The organism is Nocardia sp. bgisy134, assembly GCF_965341865.1.
Classification (GTDB): domain Bacteria; phylum Actinomycetota; class Actinomycetes; order Mycobacteriales; family Mycobacteriaceae; genus Nocardia.
Genome location: NZ_CBDQZP010000015.1, coordinates 23,059 through 46,628, shown reverse-complemented (window position 1 = coordinate 46,628; position 23,570 = coordinate 23,059). Strand labels below are relative to the sequence as shown.

Annotated in this window: 19 protein-coding genes; 18 read left to right on the top strand and 1 reads right to left on the bottom strand. The window is 64.3% G+C overall.

The features are described from left to right. Positions 1-54 precede the first annotated feature (54 nt). Positions 55-351 (top strand): hypothetical protein, encoded by a 297-nt coding sequence (locus ACRWNM_RS24735; protein ID WP_431970473.1) that lies wholly within the window; start codon positions 55-57, stop codon positions 349-351. Between the two features lie 22 nt (positions 352-373). Here ACRWNM_RS24735 and ACRWNM_RS24730 read toward each other — a convergent pair whose 3' ends face one another. Beyond that, positions 374-2,491 carry an alpha-amylase family glycosyl hydrolase gene (locus ACRWNM_RS24730; RefSeq protein WP_431970472.1) on the bottom strand — a complete coding sequence of 706 codons (2,118 nt, stop codon included), beginning with the start codon at positions 2,489-2,491 and terminating at the stop codon, positions 374-376. Between the two features lie 377 nt (positions 2,492-2,868). Between ACRWNM_RS24730 and ACRWNM_RS24725 the strand changes: the two genes are divergently transcribed. The 17 genes from ACRWNM_RS24725 (at position 2,869) to ACRWNM_RS24645 (ending at position 23,563) form a co-directional block, all read left to right on the top strand. Next, on the top strand, positions 2,869-3,438 hold the full coding sequence (locus ACRWNM_RS24725) for a LuxR C-terminal-related transcriptional regulator (RefSeq protein ID WP_431970471.1): 570 nt from the start codon (positions 2,869-2,871) through the stop codon (positions 3,436-3,438). A gap of 204 nt (positions 3,439-3,642) precedes the next feature. Continuing rightward, positions 3,643-5,202, top strand: a complete 1,560-nt coding sequence (locus tag ACRWNM_RS24720) for a phage tail sheath family protein (RefSeq protein ID WP_431970470.1) — start codon at positions 3,643-3,645, stop codon at positions 5,200-5,202. Between the two features lie 9 nt (positions 5,203-5,211). Next, entirely contained in the window at positions 5,212-5,721 is a 510-nt protein-coding gene (locus tag ACRWNM_RS24715) for a phage tail protein (RefSeq protein WP_431970469.1), read from the top strand. Positions 5,722-5,725: 4 nt separating this feature from the next. Continuing rightward, complete coding sequence (locus ACRWNM_RS24710) at positions 5,726-6,469, top strand: hypothetical protein (protein ID WP_431970468.1); 744 nt, start codon at positions 5,726-5,728, stop codon at positions 6,467-6,469. Next, positions 6,462-7,214, top strand: coding sequence for a hypothetical protein (locus ACRWNM_RS24705; protein WP_431970467.1), 753 nt, complete (start codon positions 6,462-6,464; stop codon positions 7,212-7,214). The genes ACRWNM_RS24710 and ACRWNM_RS24705 overlap by 8 nt, the downstream gene beginning before the upstream one ends. Beyond that, positions 7,211-8,485, top strand: coding sequence for a DUF4255 domain-containing protein (locus ACRWNM_RS24700; protein ID WP_431970466.1), 1,275 nt, complete (start codon positions 7,211-7,213; stop codon positions 8,483-8,485). The genes ACRWNM_RS24705 and ACRWNM_RS24700 overlap by 4 nt, the downstream gene beginning before the upstream one ends. After that, positions 8,482-10,377 (top strand): ATP-binding protein, encoded by a 1,896-nt coding sequence (locus ACRWNM_RS24695; protein ID WP_431970465.1) that lies wholly within the window; start codon positions 8,482-8,484, stop codon positions 10,375-10,377. Before ACRWNM_RS24700 ends, ACRWNM_RS24695 begins: the two co-directional genes overlap by 4 nt. Continuing rightward, positions 10,368-10,577 carry a hypothetical protein gene (locus tag ACRWNM_RS24690; RefSeq protein WP_431970464.1) on the top strand — a complete coding sequence of 70 codons (210 nt, stop codon included), beginning with the start codon at positions 10,368-10,370 and terminating at the stop codon, positions 10,575-10,577. Before ACRWNM_RS24695 ends, ACRWNM_RS24690 begins: the two co-directional genes overlap by 10 nt. Then, complete coding sequence (locus ACRWNM_RS24685; RefSeq protein WP_431970463.1) at positions 10,574-12,838, top strand: eCIS core domain-containing protein; 2,265 nt, start codon at positions 10,574-10,576, stop codon at positions 12,836-12,838. The genes ACRWNM_RS24690 and ACRWNM_RS24685 overlap by 4 nt, the downstream gene beginning before the upstream one ends. A 172-nt stretch (positions 12,839-13,010) precedes the next feature. After that, positions 13,011-13,667, top strand: a complete 657-nt coding sequence (locus tag ACRWNM_RS24680) for a hypothetical protein (protein ID WP_431970462.1) — start codon at positions 13,011-13,013, stop codon at positions 13,665-13,667. A gap of 8 nt (positions 13,668-13,675) precedes the next feature. Continuing rightward, positions 13,676-14,035: a LysM peptidoglycan-binding domain-containing protein gene (locus ACRWNM_RS24675; protein WP_431970461.1), complete on the top strand. Its 360-nt coding sequence runs from the start codon at positions 13,676-13,678 to the stop codon at positions 14,033-14,035. Between the two features lie 79 nt (positions 14,036-14,114). Beyond that, positions 14,115-15,155, top strand: coding sequence for a hypothetical protein (locus ACRWNM_RS24670; RefSeq protein WP_431970460.1), 1,041 nt, complete (start codon positions 14,115-14,117; stop codon positions 15,153-15,155). Next, entirely contained in the window at positions 15,152-15,667 is a 516-nt protein-coding gene (locus tag ACRWNM_RS24665) for a phage baseplate assembly protein V (RefSeq protein WP_431970459.1), read from the top strand. The genes ACRWNM_RS24670 and ACRWNM_RS24665 overlap by 4 nt, the downstream gene beginning before the upstream one ends. Positions 15,668-15,970: 303 nt before the next feature. Then, complete coding sequence (locus ACRWNM_RS24660) at positions 15,971-16,339, top strand: GPW/gp25 family protein (protein ID WP_431970458.1); 369 nt, start codon at positions 15,971-15,973, stop codon at positions 16,337-16,339. Between the two features lie 14 nt (positions 16,340-16,353). After that, positions 16,354-19,062, top strand: coding sequence for a putative baseplate assembly protein (locus tag ACRWNM_RS24655; RefSeq protein ID WP_431970457.1), 2,709 nt, complete (start codon positions 16,354-16,356; stop codon positions 19,060-19,062). Then, on the top strand, positions 19,059-21,560 hold the full coding sequence (locus tag ACRWNM_RS24650; RefSeq protein WP_431970456.1) for a putative baseplate assembly protein: 2,502 nt from the start codon (positions 19,059-19,061) through the stop codon (positions 21,558-21,560). Before ACRWNM_RS24655 ends, ACRWNM_RS24650 begins: the two co-directional genes overlap by 4 nt. Then, a complete protein-coding gene (locus ACRWNM_RS24645) occupies positions 21,557-23,563 on the top strand; it encodes a hypothetical protein (RefSeq protein ID WP_431970455.1) in 2,007 nt (668 codons plus the stop codon). The genes ACRWNM_RS24650 and ACRWNM_RS24645 overlap by 4 nt, the downstream gene beginning before the upstream one ends. The last annotated feature ends 7 nt before the right edge of the window (positions 23,564-23,570 follow it).

Here is a 23,570-nt window from a genome sequence, read left to right as displayed (position 1 = left end):
AGTTCGGTCAGCGGTCGAGTTCCGCGATGTCCCAGTCGTCGCCGACTGATCGAAGTGTCGCTCGTCGGTGTCTCCGGCTTCGATCGCGCGCGGTGCGGTGACCGTGTCGGCGACGCCGAGCAGTTCCGCGAGGGTGGTGTCGTGGCGATTTCTGGACTTCCGAGTCCAAGCCGACAGAACCTCGTCGTCGATCTCGGCGCATCCTGCTGTCGGGCTATAGGTTCGAGGTTCGGAGTACGCGCCGATTTCCAGCAAGGCTGCGGTACCGACCTGGTTCTCTGTCGCGAATACCGCGACCGCTCCTGCGTAGCTGCAACGACGGCTGCGGTGCCGCTCGGCAAGCGCATCTGAACTGGAGTTTCCGGGTTCGCATCTACTCGTCCTGGGAGAGAATGACGGCGGTGTATGCGCCGAGACCGATGTCGATGCAGTAGGGCATCTGGTCCATCCCGTGTGGCCGGCTGGTGGCGTCTGTGCTCGGCAGGTTTCCGAAGCTGGGATCGTATCCTTGCCAATCGCTGTTGAATCGCACTCGCCATCGACCTTCCCGTGGTACCCCGATCCGGTAGCGCTCGTATTCTCGGTTGGCCAGGTTGATCACCACGATCACGCTGTCGCGGGGCCCGCCCTCGGCGAAGCGGTGAAAGGCAAGGGCCTTGTTGGTGTTGTTGATGTGGTGCACGTGGACGCCGGGTCCGCGCAGTCCTCGCGTGGTGTGGTGCTGGTTCCGGCGTAGTGCGATGAGGTCTCGGTAGAGGTGGAGGATTCCTGTATGGGCGTCTCGTTTGGACCAGTCGAGCGGGTGGTCGTCGTGCCAGGAGCCGTCTTCGAGGAATTCCTGGCCTTGGAAGATCATCGGGATACCGGGAGAGGTGAATACCAATACCGCGCCCAGCGTGGAACGTTTCTTCGCGGCGTAGTCGCTGGCGTTTCCGGGTGAAATGTCCTCGGGCAGTCGTGATTTCCCGTTGAGGCGGGCGACCTCGTCGTGTGACTCGGTATAGATGACCCGTTGCAGGGCGGTATCGTTGTAGCGGTGTTCGACCGCGGCGCGGACTGTTTGCATGTCCCGGTCCTCGTCGCGCACGCGTGTCAGAAGCCGCCGGATCGGATGGACGAACCCGGCGTCCCATTGGCTGTCGAACCCAGCCCCGCCGCTGTCGGTGTTCTTGGTGAGCCACTCGTTGTTCTGCAAGTCTTCGGCGATGCTGATCTTCCACGGTTGGCGGGTGTCGATTTCGCTGTTGATCTGACGCAGCGCGCGCCACCCGTCCGGCAAGTCGGTGCCCGGGTCGGCGTTGCCGTCGACATTGCGGATGTAACTGGTTGCGTCCCAGCGCAGTCCGTCGAACCGGAACTGCTCCAACCACATCAGGGCGTTGTCTTGCAGGTATCGGCGAACTTCTGGGCGCCCGTAATCGGGTCGGGTGTGTCCCCACCGCGTGCGGTCGCGCCAGTCGTTGTAGAAGTAGATGCCGCCCTTGCCATGTTGATACCAGCCGTCGAATCGCCGGGTGATCGAGTCCGCCCAACCGAAGTGGTTGTAGACGACATCGCACAGCACCGCCAAGCCGCGGTCATGCGCCGCTCGGATCAAGTCCCGCAAAGCCCGCGGCCCGCCGTAATCGGTTTCGACCGCGAAAATCGAGGACGGGTTGTAGCCCCAGGAGAAGCCTCCCGGGAACTCGGCAGGCGGCAGCAGTTGGATGGTGTTGACACCGAGGTCGACCAGATGATCCAGCCGTTGCATCACCCGCGCCACATCGCCCGGGCCGCCGCCCGGCTCGTCGTTGTAGGTCCCGATGTGCAGCTCGTAGATCACCAAATCGTCCCAGTCCGGCATCCGGAACGGCACAGATCCCCAGTCGTAGTCCGGGTCATCGATGATCGAGTCACCGACCGAACTCGCCATCGCACACGCATACGGATCGCATCGCCAGGCAAGCTCGACACCGGCGTGGACGATCACGTACCGGTAAGTATCACCTGGCTTGGCGCACTCCACCTCGACCGACCACACACCTCCGCCCTCGTTGGTGAGCGGATGCGCCGACCTCGACCAGTCGTTGAAACTTCCTGCCACCGTGACACTATCGGCGTTCGGCGCCCACACGCGAAACGTCACGCCCTTCTCATGTGCTGTCGAACCCATCTGAGATCGGGACTGCAAAGTGGTCTTCATCATCGAGCTGCCCTCCTTCCCATGAATGCCCGCGTCCGGTCGAGGGATAGCCGAGGTGTCCTCTCCCACCTGCTCGGATGAAGTGCAATGTCGTTGGTTGCCCGCAAACAGCTTCGAGATCCGGTGGCCGCTGGCCGACAGCGCAGGGTTTCGACCAGAGCGCGATGCGGCGGTCCCTGGGTGTGATAGAAGGTTAACGAGGGCCACAGTAGCCGTAGCGAGTAGTTTGCTACTCGTTTCTCGTGTAGCGACGTGGAACGCAAACCAGACGCGTTCGCCGGTGGCAACTGCTCGACAAGGTCGACTCACCCGTGCAGCGTCGGTTTCGATCGCGGTCTTGCTCAGCGACGGCGGTCAGGATAGGCAGCCAGGGGTTCTCACCGCAGTTCGGGCATCCATTTCGCGAGCCGTCGGGTGGAAGGTCGAGTAGACCGCTACTCTTCACGACTCCCTGCGGGCGATCGAGAATTACCGCGTCGGGTTGCGGAGCGCACGTCATAGGGCAGTACTCGGCGGGACTCCGCAGCACGGCGTCCAAGGAGGACGCGATGGTCCTTCAGTTCGTACCGGACGAGTCCGCACCGGAAGGGGTCGATGTCGCGATGATCAGTGGTCGCGTTCAACCGGCCACCTTGCGGATCGTGATCGTGTCACCGATCCGGCTGTACCGTGACGGGTTGGCTGCGGTGCTGCTGGCGCTCGACGACGTCGGTGAGGTCCGGGCGTGCGAGCTGTCGCTGGACGGTATCGACGCGGCGCGGCGGATGGATGCGCACGTGGTCCTGCTGGACATGTCGGCGGTGACCAGCCCAGCGGCCGCACGCCTGTTCACCCGAGAATTGCCCGGGGTGAGCGTCGTAGCGTTGGCGCTGCCGGAAACCGAGCAATCGGTGGTCGCCTGCGCGGAAGCCGGCATCGTGGGTTACGTGCCAAGAGAAGGCACCCTTGACGACCTGATTGCGGCCGTGCGGCATGCGGTGATCGGCGAGACGCTGTGCCCGCCGATGATCACCGGCGGGCTGATGCGCCGGGTCGCGACGTTGGCCGGCGACGGGCAACCACACCGGGCCCGGTTCCGCTTGACCGCTCGCGAGCGGGAGATCGCCGATCAGATCGCGCTCGGTCTCAGCAACCGCGCGATAGCCGACCGGCTGGGCATCGAGTTGTGCACCGTGAAGAATCATGTGCACAACATCCTCGACAAGCTCGGCGCGATGCAGCGCGCTGATGTAGCTCGCTTCCTCGTGGACGGTTGAAGCCCTATTCGGCGGTCACCGATGAAACGTTTGATCACCCGATCCGGATCGGGTTCAGCGAAAGACAGATCCGGCGATCCATTGCTACGGACGGGTGCCTGGAGTGTTACTTGATCCGATGGCGTCGGTAGGCGGCGTCGGTTTCGAGGTATCAATCCCATTTCTAGCGCTGTAGGAAGGGACTCCTGATTCGGAGGTTTCGTAATGCCCGTTCCGCTGACATACCCAGGCGTGTATATCGAGGAGGTCCCCAGCGGCGTGCGGACCATCACTGGTGTCGCCACGTCGATTGCGGCGTTTCTGGGCAGAACACTCCGCGGTACTCCGAACGAACCAGCGGTGATCAACAGCTTCGCCGACTTCGAGCGGCAGTTCGGTGGCCTGTGGGTCGAGAGTCCGATGACATATGCGGTACGCGACTTCTATCGAAACGGTGGCACCCAGGCTGTCATCGTGCGGGTCTTCAGAAGCGGCGGCGCGACTGATGACACCGCGAGCGTGGCATTGCGCTCCCCCGGTGCCGACTTCACCGTGCGAGCAAGCTCACCTGGCACGTGGGGAAATAGGCTGCGCGCGCGTGTCGACTATGACATTGGGGACCCGACGTCGAGGACACTGTTCAACCTCACGATTCGCGACGACACGACCGGTCAGATCGAGACCTTTCGAAACCTGTCCATCGAGGCAGACCATCCACGGCGTGCCGACAAGGTGATCAACGAGTCATCCTTGGTCCGGGCGTCCACCGCGCCGGACCCGATCAACCGCCCGACCGAGCACACCGATCCGACTGCGACAGACCCCCTCTGGGACGACAACGGCACTAACAGCGTATTCGAAGACACCGACGGTGACGATGGCGTCGAGCTGATCGGTGCGCACTACACGGAAGGTACGGAGTCGAACAAGACCGGTCTATATGCTCTGGAGAAGGTCGATCTATTCAATCTGCTGTGCATTCCGCCGCACGGGCAGAACGATATCGAACAGGGACTGATCGACACTGCGGCCGCGTACTGCGAACGTCGCCGCGCCATTCTCATCGTGGACCCTCCGGCGGAATGGAATGGCAAGGACGACGCGGCGGCGGGCGTTGGCTCGGTCGGTACCAGCAGTAGCCATGCCGCTCTGTACTTCCCGCGACTTCGTACGCCAAACCCATTACGTGACAATCAGCTCGAGGATTTCGCTCCGTGCGGAGCGGTAGCGGGGATCATCGGCCGTACCGACGCGCAGCGCGGCGTGTGGAAGGCGCCGGCGGGGTTGGAAGCGACCATTGTGGGAGCGCCAGCTCTCTCGGTACCCCTGACCGATGCGGAGAACGGCAAGCTGAACCCGTTGGGGATCAATTGCCTGCGTGCGATGCCAGCGGCGGGCCGGGTGGTGTGGGGAGCACGCACACTCGAGGGCGCTGACCGGCGCGCTTCGGAATGGAAGTACCTGCCGGTCCGGCGAACCGCGCTGTTCATCGAGGAGAGCCTTTATCGCGGCACCCAGTGGGTGGTTTTCGAGCCGAACGCCGAGCCACTGTGGGCGCAGATCAGGCTGAATGTGGGCGCCTTCATGAACCGGCTGTTCCGGCAAGGCGCATTCGCCGGGACGACGCCGCGCGAGGCCTATTTCGTCAAGTGCGACAGCCAGACCACCACACAGACCGATGTCGACCTCGGGGTTGTCAACATCGTCGTGGGGTTCGCGCCGCTGAAGCCTGCCGAGTTCGTGGTCATCCAGTTGCAGCAGATGGCCGGTCAGATTGCCACGTAGGAGTTCGTGATGGCCCAGTTCAGTGTGAATCCGAAGCGGTTCGACCCCTACAAGAACTTCAAGTTTCGGGTGATGTGGGACGGCAGGTACGTGGCCGGAGTCAGCAAGGTAGGGGCAATCAAGCGCAGTACCGAGGTCGTTGAACACCGCGAGGGCGGTGACGACTCGACATCGCGGAAGTCCCCGGGACGCACCAAGTTCGAGCCGATCACCCTGGAGGCCGGGGTCACGCACGACCGCGAGTTCGAGCTGTGGGCCAGTCGTGCCTTCCATCTCGGTCGAGTCAACGGCGACTTTCGTAAAGACATCACGATCGAGCTGTACGACGAGGCCGGACAGCTTGCACTGCGGTTCAACATCTTCCGGTGCTGGGTGTCGGAGTACCAGGCGCTGCCCGACCTCGATGCCAACGCCAACGCGGTCGCGATCCAGACGATCAAGCTCGAGAACGAGGGTTGGCAGCGCGACTTCGTCACGCCGGAGCCGGGCGAACCGGTGTTCGTCGAGCCCGGCGGCTGACGCGATGAGCACCGTGCGCGGTTTAGCGGCGCAGGAAGCGCTAGTCGTGTGGGAGCGCGGCGGCCGACTGCCGGCGGCCACCCGGTCGGCTGCTGTGCTCGACGCTATCCGGCTTGTCCGCAATGAGCGTGGCGCGGCCGCGGCACTTCCTCTCGGAGAGTGCGACGCGGCTCTCCTGCGCTTGTATGCTGCCACGTTCGGTGACCGAATCGATGCGCTCGCCAGTTGCCAATCCTGCGCGATCGATGTCGAACTGACGATCTCCTGTGTCGAACTTCTCGATGGCGCGCACGGCGTTCCAGTTCAACCGGTCGAGGAATCGGGCTACGTAGTCGAATGGCGGCTGCCGACATCGACCGACCTGGCTTCGCTCGGCGCCTGCCGGGATGTCAGCGAGGGCGCGGAGTTGCTCCTGCATCGTTGTGTCCTCGAGACCCGAATCGATGGCAGCCGTGTGACGACCGCGGACTTGCCGCCTGAAGTGCGGGACGCGGTCTGCGCCGCGATGGTCGCGGCCGACCCGCTCGCGGAGATCATCCTGATGCTGCAGTGCCCCGAGTGTGGCCACCGCTGGTCGAGCAGAGTCGACATCGGCATGCTCTTCGAGCGCTGTGTGCGTACGGCGGCGCTGCGTGTGCTCAACGATATCCACACGCTGGCCCGGTCCTATGGCTGGTCGGAGTCTCGAATACTCGACCTTTCACCGGCTCGCCGGGCTGCCTATCTGGAGTTGGTCAGCGATGCCTGACTATTTGATGCGGCTTGCGGCACGGGCGTTCGGTGAACCCGGAAGCTCGCTTGTTGTGCCGCGAGTGCCGTTCCGATACGAGAGCGGGTACGAGGGCTGCATCGCCCCGGAAGACATCGACCATGATCCGGACGAATCCTCGCCGGTTGCGAGGCTTCCGCTAGGAGTTCCATCGGCACCGAACGATTCGCCGACCGTGCCGTGGGCCCTGAACCTTGCTCCTTCCGACCCCACGGTATCCGCGAGGGACGAGTTCGCGGCGAAGCCACAGATCAGCGAGACAGCACCGGATTCGAACTGTATCTCCCGTACTGTCCCCGCTGAAACCCCGATGCCCGAGGCGCCGCCGCTGTCGGATCTTCCATGCTCTGCGGAAGACCTTGCCTCCCAACAACGAATCCAGACGCCTGGTGCGCCAACACACCAGCGTGCAGACGCTTCCGCGCTCGTAGGTCACGAACCGTCGAGCCAGGTACCTGTTCAGGTGGAACCGCGCACATTCGTCGATGCCGTCGCGTGGTTGACCGGTGAAGAAGATATTCGCTCGACTATTTCGAAACCTGTACCGACAAAGCAGAACCGCAACACGGCACCGGTGGTGCGGGTCACCATCGGCCGAATCGATGTGCGGGCCGCATCACCTGTTTCGGCCGAGCCGCCGAAGCCCCCGCCGAAGCCCCCGAAAGCCTCTGGCGGCGAGCTGTCGGCATACCTACGCGGCGACCTCCGTGCGAGGTCACGATGAGCACCGCCCTCGCCATCGGCGCGGTGAGCGCCGTATTACGCAACATCCTCGACAACGGCTTGGTCGACGCTGCCGTCGCAGTTGGCGCGCCGGTCAAGGTATCCGCGCTTGCGCCCGACGCCATCAAGCTCGACGATCCGAACGCGCAGCCACAGCTCAACCTCTTTCTCTACCGAGTCACGCCGAACCTCGGATACCGCAACGCCGGGTTGCCTTCCCGCGATGGTGCCAACCGTTTGACGAATCCACCTTTAGCGCTCGATCTGCACTATCTGCTCACCGCATATGGGCACGCCGACCTGCACGCCGAAATCCTGCTGGGATACGCCATGCACCTGCTTCATGAACGGCCATTCCTCGATAGGGAGACCGTCAGCAGGGCACTCAGCTTTACTCCGCTGGACCCGACCATCTTGCCCGACGCGTTCCGCGAACCGCCGGCAGCAAACCTCGCCGAGCAGGTCGAGTCCTTGCGGATCAGCTCGGAGCCCATGGACACGGAGGAATTGTCCCGGCTGTGGTCGGCCACGCAGGCGCACTACCGACCGAGCTCGGCCTACGAGATCTCGGTCGTCCTCATCGAGGCAACCCGACCAGCGACCTCCCCACTGCCCGTACTGACACACTCCGTCGAGGTGGCACCGGCACTCGTACCGCCGTACCCGACCATCACCTCGGTTGAACCGCCGGAAGGGAGAGAAGTCGCCGAACTGGGAGATATCGTCACACTGCGCGGTCATCATCTCGACGGCGCATCAGCAGTCGTCCGATTCAGCCATCGTCTCGTTGCGCCGCACGAGATTCCGATGGGCACGCTCACAGATCCGGACGCGATTCAGGTGGCACTGCCCACTGGAGCCGGAGCGGATACCGACTGGCCGGCCGGGATCTGGAGTGTGAGTGCATCGATGCTCCGACCTCCCGATACCTCGTCCCGACAGACGAATTCGGTCGCAATGCTGCTCGCACCTACGCCCGATCTGAGCGCAGCTGCCATCACGCGAGACACCGCTACCGGGGCGGTGACGGCGACCCTCGACGTGACACCTGCCGCGCGACCTGAGCAGGTGGCGATGCTGGCCGTTGGCAGCTCGGAGGCGATCGCACCGGCCCGCACCGCGAGCGCGTCACGGCTGACGTTCACCTTTGGGCCGCTGCCCACGGGTCCGGCCTGGGCACGGCTGCGCGTCGACGGGGTGGAAAGCGCCCTGGTCGACCGGTCGGCGACGCCGCCCACATTCCTGGCCGACCGATCGGTGACGGTGCCATGATGACTACGATCCGGGCCGAGAGCTACACCGAAGACAACCAGCGCGCCCTGGTCGGTCAGCTCGCCCGCGTCTACGCCTTGCTGACGGACGACATGCCAGCCCTGGACCAGGCGGACGTACCTGGACAGCTGAAGCGGGTGGTCGAGTTGTTCCAGCTGTCCCCGTTCGAGCGCGATCTACTGCTCTGGTGTGCTGGTGTCGAACTGGAAAGCAGATTCGCGGCGGCGTTCGGTTCCGCGCACGGTGATCCCCGCCGTACTCATCCCACCTTCGGCCTCGCCCTCACCAAGCTGAACGGAGAGCACTGGGATGCATTGTCACCGGATCGCCCGCTGCGGTATTGGCGGCTGATCGAAATGAGCACCGGACCTGGGCTGGTCGACCGACCCCTGCAAATCGATGAACGAATACTTCAATTCCTGACCGGCGTGGTATGCATGGATCCCCGACTTTCCGGCCTTCTGGAGGCGGACGATGCCGCCGGGTCTCTCGCGTCAGCTCACCGGCATATCGTCGCCGAGATAGTCGCCTTGCTCGGCCAGCTCGTCAGTCCCGCGGCGGTGGTCCTCAGCGGTGCCAGCGCGGCCATACGACGCCGGGTCGCCGCACGTATCGCTGTCGAAGCCGGTCGGCTCCCGCTCGTCGCCCGCAGCTCACTGATCAATGCTTCCAGTCGCGAGTGCCTCGCCTTGGCCCGGCTGATCGAGCGTGAGGTCGCGCTGCTCGGCGGCTTGCTGTACGTGGACTGCGGCGACGCTGGCGAACCGGAATCAATCGATGCCTTCATCGGCGAGTTCGACTGCCTGATTCTGGCAGGAGTTGCGGAGAGCGGCGCGCGGCCGACCACACGAGCGACGCTGATTTGCCGCAGCCTCCCCGAGCTGACCGCAGCTGATCAGCTTGCTCTTTGGCAGGACTCGCTCGGTCCAGCCGCTGCCCGGTACGGCAACAGACTCCAGGAGGCAGCCGACCAGTTCCGCTTCGACGCCACGGAGGTAGAGGCGATCTGCGCTGAGCAGGCCGCTGGCGGACACGACACGTCCAAGCTGCGGCAAGTATGCCGGGAGCATGGTCGCGGCAGACTCGACGACCTGACCCAGCACATTTCACCCGAGGCAGCGTGGACCGACCTAGTCCTTCCCGACCCGACGCTAGCGGCGCTGCATGACATAGTCCGCCAAGCACGCTACCGCGGCCTCGTCTATCGAGACTGGGGGATGGCCGACACCACGAGCCGGGGCCTCGGGGTGACCGCATTGTTCGTGGGAGACAGCGGCACCGGTAAGACCCTCGCCGCCGAAGTGCTTGCGAATGAGCTCGACCTCGACCTGTACCGCATCGACCTCGCCTTGGTGGTGAGCAAATACATCGGCGAGACGGAGAAGAACCTCAAGCGCGTCTTCGATGCAGCCGAGACCAGTGGCGCCGTGCTGCTGTTCGACGAGGCTGATGCGCTGTTCGGCAAGCGCAGCGAGGCCAAGGACAGCCACGACCGATACGCCAATGTCGAGGTCGCCTACCTGCTGCAGCGTATGGAGGCGTACCGAGGTCTGGCGCTACTGACAACGAACATGAAGACCGCCCTCGACCGTGCATTTCTGCGCCGAATCCGGTTCATTGTGATGTTTCCATTTCCCGATCTGAGGCTGCGCCGGGCCATTTGGGAACGCCAGCTTCCGCGATCATTGCCCACCGAGAACCTGGACTTCACGCGCCTGGCTCAACTGCAGGTTCCGGGAGGAAACATCCGCGCGATTGCGTTGTCGGCGGCGTTCCTCGCCGCCGAGACCGGCGGCCCGGTTCGGATGGACCATCTGCACCAGGCCGCGCGACGAGAGTACGAGAAGCTCGAAAAGCCGCTCACCTATGTAGAGAGCCGGGGGTGGACATGATGCCGCTACGGTTCGAGGTCGAGATTGGTGAAGTTGTGCTGCAGGGCGTGCCGAGGGAAGAAGTGGCCGGGCTGCCGGAGGCGATTGAGCACGACCTGGTTGCACTGGCAAGCGGGCACGAGCTTTCGCGCACGACTGTCGGCGCGCAGGTAGCGCGAGCTGTTTGGGCAAAGCTGCCGAGGCGGAGAAGTCAGTCATGACGCGCATATTCGAGCACCGCGCTCGAACGACGACCCCGCCGCTCGTTGTGTCCTGTCCCCACGATGCGAGCGAGCGGCAGGCCGACCAACTCGCCGACATTGTGACGCGCGGCGACAGTGTCATCGACTGGACGTCGGCGGCGATCAGTGCGGCGAACGTGCACAGGCAGGTCGGTGGTGGGCCGGCGCAGGAGGACACGAAGTTCCGGCAACTCGCCGAAACGCCCCCAACAGAGGAGGAGAGTGAAAAGAAGCGGGAGGAGGAGCAGCAGGCAAGCTACCAGGCCCTGCAGACATCTGCCGAAGCGGTTCTCCAGACCCCGGCGGGTAAGAAGCTGATGAAAAAGATCCAGTCGATTGTGGCTCCGTACGCGGTTCCTCTTCTTGGAGTCCTCGCCACACAGCCGACGAAGCTGCCGCTGCCCGCGATCCGGCTCGACACAATCCTGCAGGGACTCTCGGGTCAGCTCATATTCGAGGGCCCGCTCAAAAACCCTGAGTACATAGGTATCTCGCTCAATTACGAGCCTGGCACAACCCTGCCGGGGTTTTCGGCCCGTTTCGGGGCCGGGGGACCACTCGATGACCGTCGATACGACGTGGGTCTGTCGCTCACCTCCGAGCGCGGCGCAATTCTGCCCGGGCTTTCGGGCCGTCTCGCGGTCGAGGGACCACTCGATGACCCTCGATACGACGTGGGTCTGTCGCTCACCTCCGAGCGCGGCGCAATTCTGCCCGGGCTTTCGGGCCGTCTCGCGGCCGGGGGACCACTCGATGACCCTCGATACGACGTGGGTCTGTCGCTCACCTCCGAGCGCGGCGCAATTCTGCCCGGGCTCTCAGTCCGCCTCGCGGCGGGGGGACCACTCGGAAAACCTCAATACGACGTCGGTATTGCGCTCACCTACGAGGAGCGCATCGAGCCGGGGCCGCCGGGCCGTACGAAAGGCCCTGCCCGACCCGAGTCCACCATGGCCGCGATCGAGACTGCGCGGGAGGAAATCGCTCGCGAGGCCGCCATCGCATATTTCCTTGCGCAGCAACCGAAGATGCCGGGACTCCACGTGTTGGTCCCGCTGAAGCCTGGTGAGAAGCCGAAAACGGTCGAATCTTCCGAACAGCGGCCCGACGAGAAGAATCTCGAAGACGCGCCACTCCAGCGCCAGCCCGCATCGGCGACGCACGGCGCACCGCTTGACACCAGCGGGGTCGGCGCAGCTATAGCAAACGGCGGCCACCCTCTGGATCCTGTCGTACGCCAAACGATGGACGCCCGCTTCGGTTTCGACTTCGGCTCTGTCCGAATCCACGATGACGATGCGGCACACCGGGCCGCCTCCAGCCTCGAGGCAAGTTCTTTCACGCTGCGCGAAAATATCGTGTTCGCGCGAGGAAAGTACGACCCGTCTTCGCTCGAAGGTCGTCGTCTAATCGCGCACGAACTCACACACGTCGTACAACAGCGGGCTGGTATTCGCCGTGGCCATCTGCAGCGCCAAGTGATTCCAGTGCCCCTGCGATCGAGCGTGGACCTGACCACGCTGAGTGAGGAGGAGCTCGATGACCGGCATGCGCTGATCATCGAGGCGCTGTCGGAGTTCTCGCAATCCACTCCCGATACTGCCCTACTCGAGGAAGAGGTTGGCTCCATCGGCAGCGAACTGACGAGGCGACGAACCTTCTCTTCCGAGGCCATCGCCAAGATGCGCGACTACTTTGTGCAGAATGCGAGGACCCGGAAAGACCGATGCTTGGCCACGCTGAAAAAGGGCCTGCGAATCGTGACCGCCCAGCCAGAGCTACCGACTACCGGAGACACGATCTACAAATCCATGGAGAAGGTTGCCGCAGCTGGTTTCGCGGGCGGTGCTCGCGATATTGGCTTCCGATCGAAGACCGGCCGAATCACGAGAGGGGGCGCGCGCCCTGAAAAGCTGGATTCGAGTGTCTTCGAAGCGGTGCTCGAGATGAATGAAGGGGACAAGGGATGGAGCGTTTTCGCCATGGGCGTTTTTTCCGGTTTCCACAGCGTGACGTTGACCCTCGATAATTCCGATCCGGCATGCCCGCACTTGTATTGGTCGGACCAGTATGAGGAAAAAGGCGGTTGGAAGGAGTATGCAAAAAAAGATCTCGACGAGGAGGTAACTCGCATGGTCCAGGACTGGTGGGACGAGCAACTCGTGGGGGCGAAGCATGGGCTGGTCGTGAGACTCTGGCGCCTTCGTTCCACGCCATCGACTTCTACTGTCGAACAATGATCTCCAGGTGTGATCAAGGGCCAGAACTTGTGGGTGGATGCCATGATCGGCGAGCCGGTCCGAGCAGTATTACGGAAAGCTGGCTCGACACACCTGGCGCGGTGTGTCACTGGACATTCGATTCTCTTGTTGCCAATCCATCTGGACGCGAACAAATACCGGGAGCGCTGCGATGACGGATCTCGATTATACAGCAAAGCTGGTAAAAGGCGGCCTGGTCGTGATCGGCCCGAATAGTGGTGCGTTGCTGCAAATCATAGCATTGCAGTACAATCCGGAAACCTTGACTCGGTCTTTCCAGATGCAGACGAGCGGGGAGAGTAGCGACCGATCACAACCGCTGCGGATAAGCGCCGCTCCGATCGAGACAATCAAACTGGATGCGGTTCTGGATGCCACCGAGCAGTTGGAGCCGCCAGGTCGTCAGCCGACAGTCGTAGAACACGGCCTGCATTCGCAATTGGCGGTGCTGGAGACGCTCGCCTATCCACGCAGCGACGACCTCCTGGCCAACGACCGGTTGGCGGGATCCGGCACCCTGGAGGTGCTGCCCATCGAGGCGCCCTTGACGCTGTTCGTGTGGAGCCGCAGCCGGGTGATCCCGGTCCGGCTGACCGACCTTGCGGTCACCGAGGAGGCATTCGATCCGGCTCTGAATCCCTTGCGCGCCAAGGTCTCACTCGGTTTGCGGGTGTTGTCGGTCGACGACTTCGGCTTCACCCACCGGGGCGGCGCCATCTTCATGAGCCATCTGCAGCAGAAGGAAAGCCTCGCTGCGCGGTCATCGGCGGCGACGCTCTCGGTCATCGGATTGGAGCGGCTGCCATGAGAGATCCGGTGCAGGCACTGATCGAGGCCGGTGCGGTGCCCGCCACGACTTATCCGAATACCAGTCGGTATGTGGACACGCCGGTGGTCGCCCACGATCCGGGCACAGGTGAGCCACCGGTGCCGTATCTGTCGAGGCGCCTCGTCCCGCTGCCCGAACGACTGGCCACGCTAGGGCAGTACGAGGTGGTCGAGGGCGACCGGCTCGACCTCATCTCTGCCCGGTGGTATGGCGATCCAGAGCTGTGGTGGCGGATCGCCGACGCCAATCCGTCGTCCCATCCGGACGAGCTGACAGCAAAGGTCGGGCGCCGATTGCGGATCACAGCACCGGAAGGCATGCCGGGGGTGGAAGATCATGCTGACTAGCGGAGTGAAGCTCTCGTTGTACATCGGTTCGCTGGTACCGGTACCGGTCGGGCGCGACATTCTGGAAACCCTCGAATCGGTGGAGGTCGAGATCGCCTCGGGCGCTACACAAAGTGGCTTCGAACTCGTGTTCCGCCTCTCACGAGGGTCACCGCTGCACACTGTTTTCCTGCTCAGCGATGGCGCGCCGCTACCGGTGGTCCGTGTCGTCGTGGTGGCCAGCTTCGGGGGCATATCCCAGGTGCTCATCGACGGTGTGACGACCCGTCACGAATTTCGTGACGCTCGCCCGGAACCCAACCTCGTCATCATGGGCAAGGACCTCTCCGCGCTGATGGACCTCATCCCGTTCGACGGCCTGCCGTACCCGGCCATGCCGATATTCGCCCGGGTAAATCTCGCACTGCTCAAGTACGCGGCATTCGGCATCGTTCCAGTCGTGATCCCGCCGGTGATCGAGGACATCCCGCTCCCGATCGAACGCATCCCGCTGCACCATGGCACTGACCTGCAGTACATCAAGCTGCTGGCCGAAAGCACAGGCTATGTCTTCTATCTCGAGCCGGGGCCCACCGTTGGTACGAGCCGCGCCTATTTCGGACCGGAAGTTCGCGTCGGCGCCCCGCAGCCGGCCCTCGATCTCGATCTCGATCTCCCGCACCGCAATGTGGAGAGCCTGAGCTTCCGGTTCGACAAGGAGGACAAGGAGATACCGCTCGTATACCTGCAGGAGCAGTTCTCCAAGGCTGTGCTCAGCGTGCCTATCCCGGATGTCAGTCCACTCACCCCGCCGCTCGGCCTGATCCCGCCTTTGCCGCCGAAAATCGTGCCGCTTCGGGACACCGCGAAGCACAAGCCATGGGTGGCCCTCCTGCACGGGCTCGCGTACGCCGCCGAGCACGGCGACGCGGTCGTCGGTGACGGTTCGCTCGACGTCGCACGATACGGCCGAATTCTCCAGTCCCGCCGCCTCGTCGGCGTCCGCGGCGCGGGCGGGGCGTTCGATGGGCTCTACTACGTCACCCGAGTCACGCACACCCTCGAGCGCGGAGAGTACAAGCAGTCGTTCTCCCTGGCTCGCAACGGCCTCGTCTCCACCGTCGAGAAGGTTCCGGTATGAACGAGAACAGCACCTATTACGGCAAGTATCGCGGCACGGTCGTGAACAACATCGACCCGATGCAGATCGGCCGGATTCAAGCGATGGTTCCCGATGTCTCGGGTTTCTCGCCGGGCAGTTGGGCGATGCCGTGCCTGCCGATCAGCGGTCTCAATGCCGGTGTCTTCGGTGTGCCGGCAATCGGTGCCGGCGTCTGGATCGAGTTCGAACAAGGTGATCCGGACTATCCGATCTGGGTCGGCGGGTACTGGGGATCGGCGGCGGAGACTCCAAAGTTGTCAGCGTTTGTGCCGCCAGGCGTTCCCGGGATCACGCTCCAGACCACGCTGAAGAACGGCATCGTCATCAGTGACGTGCCCGGCCCGACCGGCGGTATCCAGCTCCAATCCACGACTGGAGCGGTGATCTCGGTTACCGATGTGGGAATCGTGATCTCCAACGGCAAGGGCGCGGTGATTACGTTGACCGGGCCCACAGTGGATATCAACCTCGGTGCGCTGACGGTGGTTTGACATGCCTGGCCCGATCGTCCATGTAGGAGCTGTCATGACCTGTTCGCATGCCGGGCAGGCACAGCCGACCACACCTGTCCCGCGCGTCCTCGTGGGCGGTCAGCCCGTCGTAGCGATCTCCTCGCCATACGTCATAGCAGGCTGCACATTCTCGGCGCCCTGTGTTTCGGGTCAGTGGACCGTCGGCGCAGTCCGTGTCCTAGTCCTCGGGACGCCCGTGGTCGTCCAGAACGGGCTGTCCACCTGCATGCCTACTGGCACCCCGCTCCTACCGATAACTATCCAGCCAAGGGTGGTCGCGACATGAACGTGGATTTCCCGTACAGCTTCGACAACTCCGGCCGGACCGCCACCGCAACAGACGACGACCATCTTCGCGATCTGATTGCGCAGGTGTTGTTCACGGCCCCTGGCGAGCGAGTCATGCGGCCCGAATTCGGCAGCGGACTGTTCGCGCTGACGTTCGAACCGAACAGCATTGCCCTCGCTGCCACCACACAGGCGCTCATCCAGGCCGCCCTCCAGCAGTGGCTCGGCCACCTCATCGCACTCGAGCAGGTCGAGGTGACCGCCTCTGACGGAACGTTGTCCGTCGCAGTCAGCTATGTATCGCTGCGCACCAAGCAACGCCGAACCGACCGGCTGACCGTTCCGGGAGGAGGCGCGGCATGAAGTATCTGTGTTGCGTGGTGCGACGGCTCACCGCAGTAAAACAAGCGGGCGTACTCAACGGGATCGAGTACCTCGAAGTGAGTGATTCGGATGCGCCGACCGAGGGGTTGCGTCAGCGCACCCTTTTCGTTCGGCTGCTGTTGTCGGCGGAGGCGCTCGACGTCACGAACGTCAGAATCGAAGGTGGTGAACGGATCCGCAATGTCGGCATTTCCTGGGCGACCACCGCGGATGCGCTGCCGCCCGAAGAGGAGCCGGCTCTGGTCGCCGGGCTGACCGACCTCGACCGGGTGCTCGTAGTGCGGACAGCAGGCAGCGGTGATTTCTCGTCGTACACGCTGCGTCTGGTCGCCGGCGCGGGTAGCGATCAGCCGCCGACGGGGTTCGATCCGCTGCTGGCCGAGATCACGTTCTCGTTCAAGGTGGAATGCGGCAGCAACTTCGACTGCCGCGAGACCGCGCCGTGCCCGCCTGAACAAAGGCCTGCCCCGGTGATCGATTACCTCGCGAGGGACTATTCGAGCCTCCGTCGGCTACTGCTGGACCGCATGAGCCTTCTGGCACCACAGTGGCACGAGCGCAGCGCGGCTGACCTGGGTATAGCACTGGTCGAGCTCCTGGCCTACGTGGGGGACAGGTTAACTTACCGGCAGGACGCCATCGCGACGGAGGCGTACCTCGGGACCGCCCGGCACCGGATCTCGTTGCGCCGCCACGCCCGACTGGTCGACTATCAGGTACACGAGGGCTGCTCGGCGCGTGTGTTCGTGCAAGTGCGGGTAACCGGTGCGGTAACGACGCTGCCCGCCGGAACCCCCGTGCTCACTCGTGTTTCGGGACTGCCGCCCATGTTTGCCCGGGACGGTACGGAGCATCGAGCCGCGGTCGATGCCGGAGCGATCACTTTCGAGACGGCTGAGCATCTCGTCGCCTACCCCGAACACAACGAGCTGCACTTCTACACATGGGGCGACCGGGAATGCTGGTTACCGAAAGGCGCTACCAGGGCAACGTTGCGAGGTGCACGGCCGGAACTCAAGGCTGGTGACGTATTGATGCTGGCGCAGACGATGAGCCCGACGACCGGCGAACGTGTCGATGCCGACATCAGCCATCGGTGGCCGGTCAGGCTGACTCATGTAATGCTCGACGAGGACCCGTCCGGCGGGCTGTTCGCCGACGATCCACACGAGAACGCAGTGCCGGTGACGAACATCGAATGGGACGAGGCCGACGCGTTGCCGTTCCCGCTGTGCCTCACCGCGACCCTGAGGGCCGAGGGTGACGAGGACGCCGCGGACCTCGAGGTGAGCACGGCTTGGGGAAACATGATCGTGGCGGACCACGGCTGTACCCGCGCGGGCGAGCAGTTGTCGAAAGTGCCTCCGCCGCACGACTTCGCACAGACCAGCCCGGAGTCGCCATGCAGCACCCAATCCACGGACAGGCAGGCTCCAGTGCGATTCCGCCCGACGCTCGCGCGTGGGCCCGTGACACACGTCGTACGGACGTCGCCCGCGCTGATTTTCGAGAGCGCAACCGAAGCACCGCTGCTCGCCGAGCTGGAAGCCAGGACCTACGGATCGGCGTTGACCGATTGGCTCGCCAGCCATGGCATCTCTCTCTGCCGACCGGCCACGGTGGGTGGCGGTGACGGGACGTGGTCGATCAGCAATGGGGAGACCGTGCTACGCGCCGTCATCGCCTCGGGCCGATTGCTCGTGTACGGACGTGCCATGGCGGCTACCGCGATCACCGCGGCAGCACCGCGGACGGCGAGGCCCGCGATCACGCTGTGCGTCGCCGATCCCGTCAGCGGAAAATGCACGGACGAGGAATGGCTGCCCCGACCCGACTTGCTATCCAGCGCTGACGCCAAAGAGTTCGTCATCGAGACGGAGGACGACGGCACCGCGATCCTCCGATTCGGTGACGGCGTGCATGGCAGGCGCCCGCCGAGCGGTGCCAGATTCTTGGCCACCTACCGGGTGGGCAGCGGCTTCACCGGCAACATCGGCGCTGAGGCGATCGCTCACGTTGCGATGGTAAACGACCGAATAACATCGGTGGGAAACCCGTTGCCCGCTGCCGGGGGTGTGGATCCGGAGTCCGCGGATCAGGTCCGCAGAGACGCACCGCAGGCGTTCCGCGTCCAGGAACGGGCGGTGACGCCCGCTGACTACGCAGCGATGGCCGAGCGACACCCGCAGGTCCAGCGCGCTGTCGCCACATTTCGATGGACCGGCAGCTGGCACACCGTGTTCGTGACAGTCGACCGCGTCGGCGGTGGCGAGGTGACCGAGGTTTTCGAGGCCGAACTACGCAGTCACCTCGAGCGCTACCGCATGGCTGGCTATGACATCGAGGTCGACGGCCCGATTTACGTCGCGCTCGACATAGGCGTGCACATCTGCGTGCACCCGGATCACTTCCGAACCGCGGTCGCGCGCGACGTGCGTCGCAATCTCACTGAGCTGTTCCGGCCCGACAACGTCACCTTCGGGCAACCGGTCTACTTGAGCCCGATCTACGCAGCCGCGCAGACGGTGCCCGGAGTCGCATCAGTGAACGTGCACACCTTCGCTCGCCGCGGCCATCCGAGTCGGCCGCACCTGCGCACCGGCGTTATCGCGATAGACCGGCTCGAGATCGCGAGGCTCGACAATGATCCGAACTTCCCCGAACGTGGCGTGCTCGCCCTGACGACAGGAGGTGGGAAATGACGACCTCTTACTCAGAGTTCGGCTGCTGCGCCGGTCGCACCTCGACACCGCGGGAAGTGGCGCAACGCCCTGGTCTTTCCTCTATCGAATACCGTGTCGGCTCACACACCGACTTTCTCGCCGGCCTGGTCGCCCGCCTGTCCGATGTGGGCCACCCGGCGCTGGCCCAGCTGCGCAGCCGTGACGAGCGGGACTTCACGATCGCGCTGCTCGACGGCGTCGCAACGCTCTGCGATGTGCTCACCTTCTACACCGAGCGGCTTGCTCACGAGTCGTATCTGGGTACCGCCGTAAACCGCACCTCCTTGCAGGAGCTAGCGCGGCTGGTCGCGTACCGCCTGCGTCCAGGAGTGGCGTCGGCCACGCATCTAGCTTTTTTCGTTCAACCGCCACCCGCAACGTCCGCCGCCACCGGTACAGCGGACGAGGCGTTCGCTGCCGGCCCCTACCTCCCCGCCGGAGCCGTAGAGCTTCCGCTCGGCCTTGCGCTGCGCAGCGTGCCAGGACCCGGCGAGCAGCCGCAGACGTTCGAAGCAGGCGAAGCGATCACTGCGCGGCCGGAGTGGAACGTCTTGCGGATCCAGGCGACTCGACCCACCGTATTCGGCGCGGACACGAACCTCGCATACCTGGTCGGCACCGGACACCGGCTGAAGGCGGGCGACAAGCTGCTGTTCGCCCGCTCCGATGCATCCTCGGCGACTGAGTGGACCATGCGCACAGTCATAACCGCCACGGAGCTACCCGCCGACGACCGGACGATCGTCACCTGGCAGAACCGACCTACCGACACCACCCTTCCGGCCGAAGCGCAGCTCCACGTCTTCCGCAAGACGCTGAGGATCTTTGGGCACAACGCCCCTCACAAAAGCCTCATCGATGGTGGACAGGAAAAAGAGGACTGGTGCTTCGACGTCAGTCCCAACGACCACAACGTCGACCTCGACGGCTCTCACCCTGACATCGTGCGCGGCTCCCACCTTATCCTGCAGTACGACACCGACCGGTCAACCCTCGAGACTGTGGGCGACGTCCGTGAGCTGTCCCGAAGTGAGTATGCGATCTCGGCGACGATCACCCGAGTCTGCGTCGGTCGCAGCGTCAGCGGTTTCGACGTCCACGTCCGGGAAACGATCGTGTACGCAGCGAGCGAACTTCTCACTGTTGCAGAGGAACCGGACCACACTCCGCTGACAGGCGACCTCTTGACCGTCGAGGGCATCGTCGAACTCCCGGCGGGGCGCCGAATGCTGCTCGCCGGCGTCGGCGACGACGGGAATCCGATCAGCGAGTTGGTCACCGTCGCGAGAACGCAGCCCAACGGAATGTCGACCGACATCCAGCTGACCGCCGCTCTTTCACTCGTCGGCTACCGGCGTGGCACCGCAGTGCTCTACGGCAACGTGGCCGTGGCGACGCACGGTGAGACGGTGCACCAGATCCTGGGTGGTGGTGACGGCACAGTGGGACATCAGCGCTTCGAGCTGGGGACCGGGCCGCTGACGTATGTGCCGTCCACAGATCCGGCCGGCGCCATATCGACGCTGAAAATCCGAGTCAACAAAGTCGAATGGCATGAGGTGCCGACCTTGTATCGAGCATCGCCGGAGGAGCGGAGCTTCGTCATCCAGGACACCGAGAAGGGCAGGGTGGTCGCGGTTTTCGGCGACGGCGTCAACGGCGCCAGGCTCGTGACCGGGTCGCACAACGTCCTTGCCGAGTACCGCACAGGCATCGGCACTGTCGGCAACGTGGCGGCGGGCGCAATCAGCCAGGTGATGGATCCGCCGCTCGGGCTGACTAGGGTGACCAACCCTCAGCCTGCAGTTGGCGGCGCCGACAGTGAGCTTGCCGACGTTGCGCGCCAGGCGATCCCGCTGACTGTGCGCACCCTCGACCGAGCGGTGTCTCTGTTGGACTATGCCGACTTCGCCCGTGGGTTCGCGGGAATCGCCAAGGCGGAGGCCACCATGCTCACCCTCACGGGCGGCCGGTCGATTGTGGTGACCGTCGCAGGACCAGACGGAGCGAAGGTTCCCGCCGCCACGCGGTCGCGGCTTGTGACGTCGCTCCGCACATTCGGCGACCCAACGGTGTCGGTGCTCGTGCTCCCGCATCGGGCGGCAAGCTTCCGGCTGGCGCTTCGGTTCCGGCGCGACCCCGACCACCAGGCTGCGGCAGTCGCCGCGGCGATCCGCGCGGAGCTTGCGCGAGTCTTCTCGTTCACAGCACGCGGCTTCGGCCTGCCAGTGCACCGATCCGAAGTATACGCCGCTATCCACCGTGTGCCCGGCGTGCTCGCCGTCGACCTGGACAGGCTCTACCGCGTCAAAGCGCCGAAACCACCTGAGCCAGGATGGCCGACCAACCCGAGCCATCCCGTCCATCGACTGCTCGCCGCGAGGCCACGCGCCACCGCTGTGGGTGCACCGCTCGCCGCCGAGTTGCTCACCATTGCCAGCGGTGATCCCTTCGACGAGTTGAAGGAGATGCGTTGAACGGCAAAGACCTCATCGCGCTGCTGCCCGCGGTCTACCGGCTCCGCGACGAACAGCTGGGCAACCCGCTGCGCGAGTTGCTCGATGTGATCGCTGAGCAGCTCACGGTAATCGATGACAGCCTCGACCAGTTCTACGACGACCAGTTCATCGAGACTTGCGCCGAATGGGTGGCGCCATACATCGGTGACCTGATCGGATATCGGCCACTGCACGGCGTCGTTCCAGCGGTTGCGTCTCCGCGCGCGGAAGTGGCGAACACGATCCGATTCCGGCGGCGCAAGGGCACCGCATCGATGCTTGAACAACTCGCCCGCGACGTGACCGGCTGGCCAGCCCGCGCCGTAGAGTTCTTCGAGCTGCTGACCTGTACCCAGTACATGAACCACATCCGCCACGGCAGAGGTGGCACTCCCAGCCTGCGCGAGCCGACGCTACTGGAGTTCGGCGGCAGCGCGTTCGACAACTTGCCGCACACGCCCGACGTGCGCGGCGTCGCCACCGGCGAGGGTCGCTACAACGTCCCCAACATCGGGATCTTCCTGTGGCGAGTGGCCGCGGTCCCGCTGCGCCGCTCACCGCTGCCTGCCGTCGACGACGGCAACCGGCGGTTCCGATTCGACCCGCTCGGCACCGACCAGCCGCTGTACGGCTCTCCACGCACCGAGGACGAGATCAGCCACCTCGCCGAACCATTCGATGTACCCATTCCGCTGTCCAGGCGTTGGCTGTCCGCACACCGGGACCACTATTACGGTTCGAACAACAGCGTGTCGCTAGAGGTGATAGACGGGACGGTGCCGGCCACCATCCGGATCTGCGATCTCAGCGATGTGGTCGGTGACTGGGCGCATGCGCCCGCGCCCGGGTCGGACACGGTCGCAATCGATCCCATGCTCGGCCGGGTGTACTTCTCCGACCCGCCCCCGAACCTGGCTACGGTGGTCGGAACCTTCCACTACGGCACGGCCCTGAACGTCGGCGGGGGCGGCTACGACCGCGGAGACCCGCCGGTTCCGGATAATCCGGCCATAACTGTCGAATCCGGCGCGGCCCTACGGCCGCCATTGGACTCGACGGCTGACGGCGGGGTCGTCGAGATCGTCGACAACTGGCGCTACGAGGGGACACCACGGCTGGCCCCGAACGTCGGTGCCCGGTTGACGCTCCGGTCGGCGAATCGCCATCGGCCGCTGCTGCTTACCCGCGAAAGCATCAGGCTGGAAGGTGACGTCGGGTCAACCGTCGTCATCGACGGCTTGTTGATCGCTGGTGGACCACTCGTACTCATCGCGCACAGCGACGTCGAGCCGCGCCATCTAGTGCTGCGGCATTGCACGTTGGTGCCGGGTCTCACCCGGAACGAGGCCGGTGAGCCGACCGCACCGGGCGATGCGAGCCTGTGGATCATGCACCCGTTCGCGTCGGTGACCATCGACCGCTGTGTTCTTGGACCGATCGTCGCGGTCGACGGGGCAACGGTGTCGATCAAGGACAGCATTATCGACGCAGGCACGCCGGAGGGTGTGGCCTACACAGGCGACGAGGGATTCGGTGCCGCCCTTCGGCTCGACGGATCCACCGTTGTCGGCCGCGTGCGTGCCAGCCGCGTCGACATATCCAACTCTCTGATAGATGCCCGCCTGCCCAGGCCACCCACGGCGGATGACGCTTGGTCCGCACCGGTCTGGGCCGAGCGCCGCCAGATCGGTTGTGTACGGTTCAGCTACTTGCCTCTCGAATCCCGGGTACCGCGCCGATACCGCACCGAGCCGGCCGAGCCCCCGCACCGGCCGCATTTCACCTCACTGCGGTATGGCGACCCGGGATACGCCCAGCTCCGGCCGTCCACACCGGACGCGATCCGCCGGGGAGCCGACGACGGTGGCGAAATGGGTGTGACCCATTACCTGCACGAGCCACAGCGGGAGATCAACCTCAGGCTGCGCCTCGACGAGTACCTGCGTTTCGGCCTCGAAGCAGGGTTCATCTACGCCGATTAGAAAGGAG

What these genes read in the sequence shown, in the direction of transcription:
- ACRWNM_RS24720 (WP_431970470.1), top strand. Translation starts at nt 3,643, where the DNA reads ATGCCCGTTCCGCTGACATACCCAGGCGTGTATATCGAGGAGGTCCCC.
- ACRWNM_RS24715 (WP_431970469.1), top strand. Translation starts at nt 5,212, where the DNA reads ATGGCCCAGTTCAGTGTGAATCCGAAGCGGTTCGACCCCTACAAGAAC.
- ACRWNM_RS24710 (WP_431970468.1), top strand. Translation starts at nt 5,726, where the DNA reads ATGAGCACCGTGCGCGGTTTAGCGGCGCAGGAAGCGCTAGTCGTGTGG.
- ACRWNM_RS24705 (WP_431970467.1), top strand. Translation starts at nt 6,462, where the DNA reads ATGCCTGACTATTTGATGCGGCTTGCGGCACGGGCGTTCGGTGAACCC.
- ACRWNM_RS24700 (WP_431970466.1), top strand. Translation starts at nt 7,211, where the DNA reads ATGAGCACCGCCCTCGCCATCGGCGCGGTGAGCGCCGTATTACGCAAC.
- ACRWNM_RS24695 (WP_431970465.1), top strand. Translation starts at nt 8,482, where the DNA reads ATGATGACTACGATCCGGGCCGAGAGCTACACCGAAGACAACCAGCGC.
- ACRWNM_RS24685 (WP_431970463.1), top strand. Translation starts at nt 10,574, where the DNA reads ATGACGCGCATATTCGAGCACCGCGCTCGAACGACGACCCCGCCGCTC.
- ACRWNM_RS24680 (WP_431970462.1), top strand. Translation starts at nt 13,011, where the DNA reads ATGACGGATCTCGATTATACAGCAAAGCTGGTAAAAGGCGGCCTGGTC.
- ACRWNM_RS24665 (WP_431970459.1), top strand. Translation starts at nt 15,152, where the DNA reads ATGAACGAGAACAGCACCTATTACGGCAAGTATCGCGGCACGGTCGTG.
- ACRWNM_RS24660 (WP_431970458.1), top strand. Translation starts at nt 15,971, where the DNA reads ATGAACGTGGATTTCCCGTACAGCTTCGACAACTCCGGCCGGACCGCC.
- ACRWNM_RS24650 (WP_431970456.1), top strand. Translation starts at nt 19,059, where the DNA reads ATGACGACCTCTTACTCAGAGTTCGGCTGCTGCGCCGGTCGCACCTCG.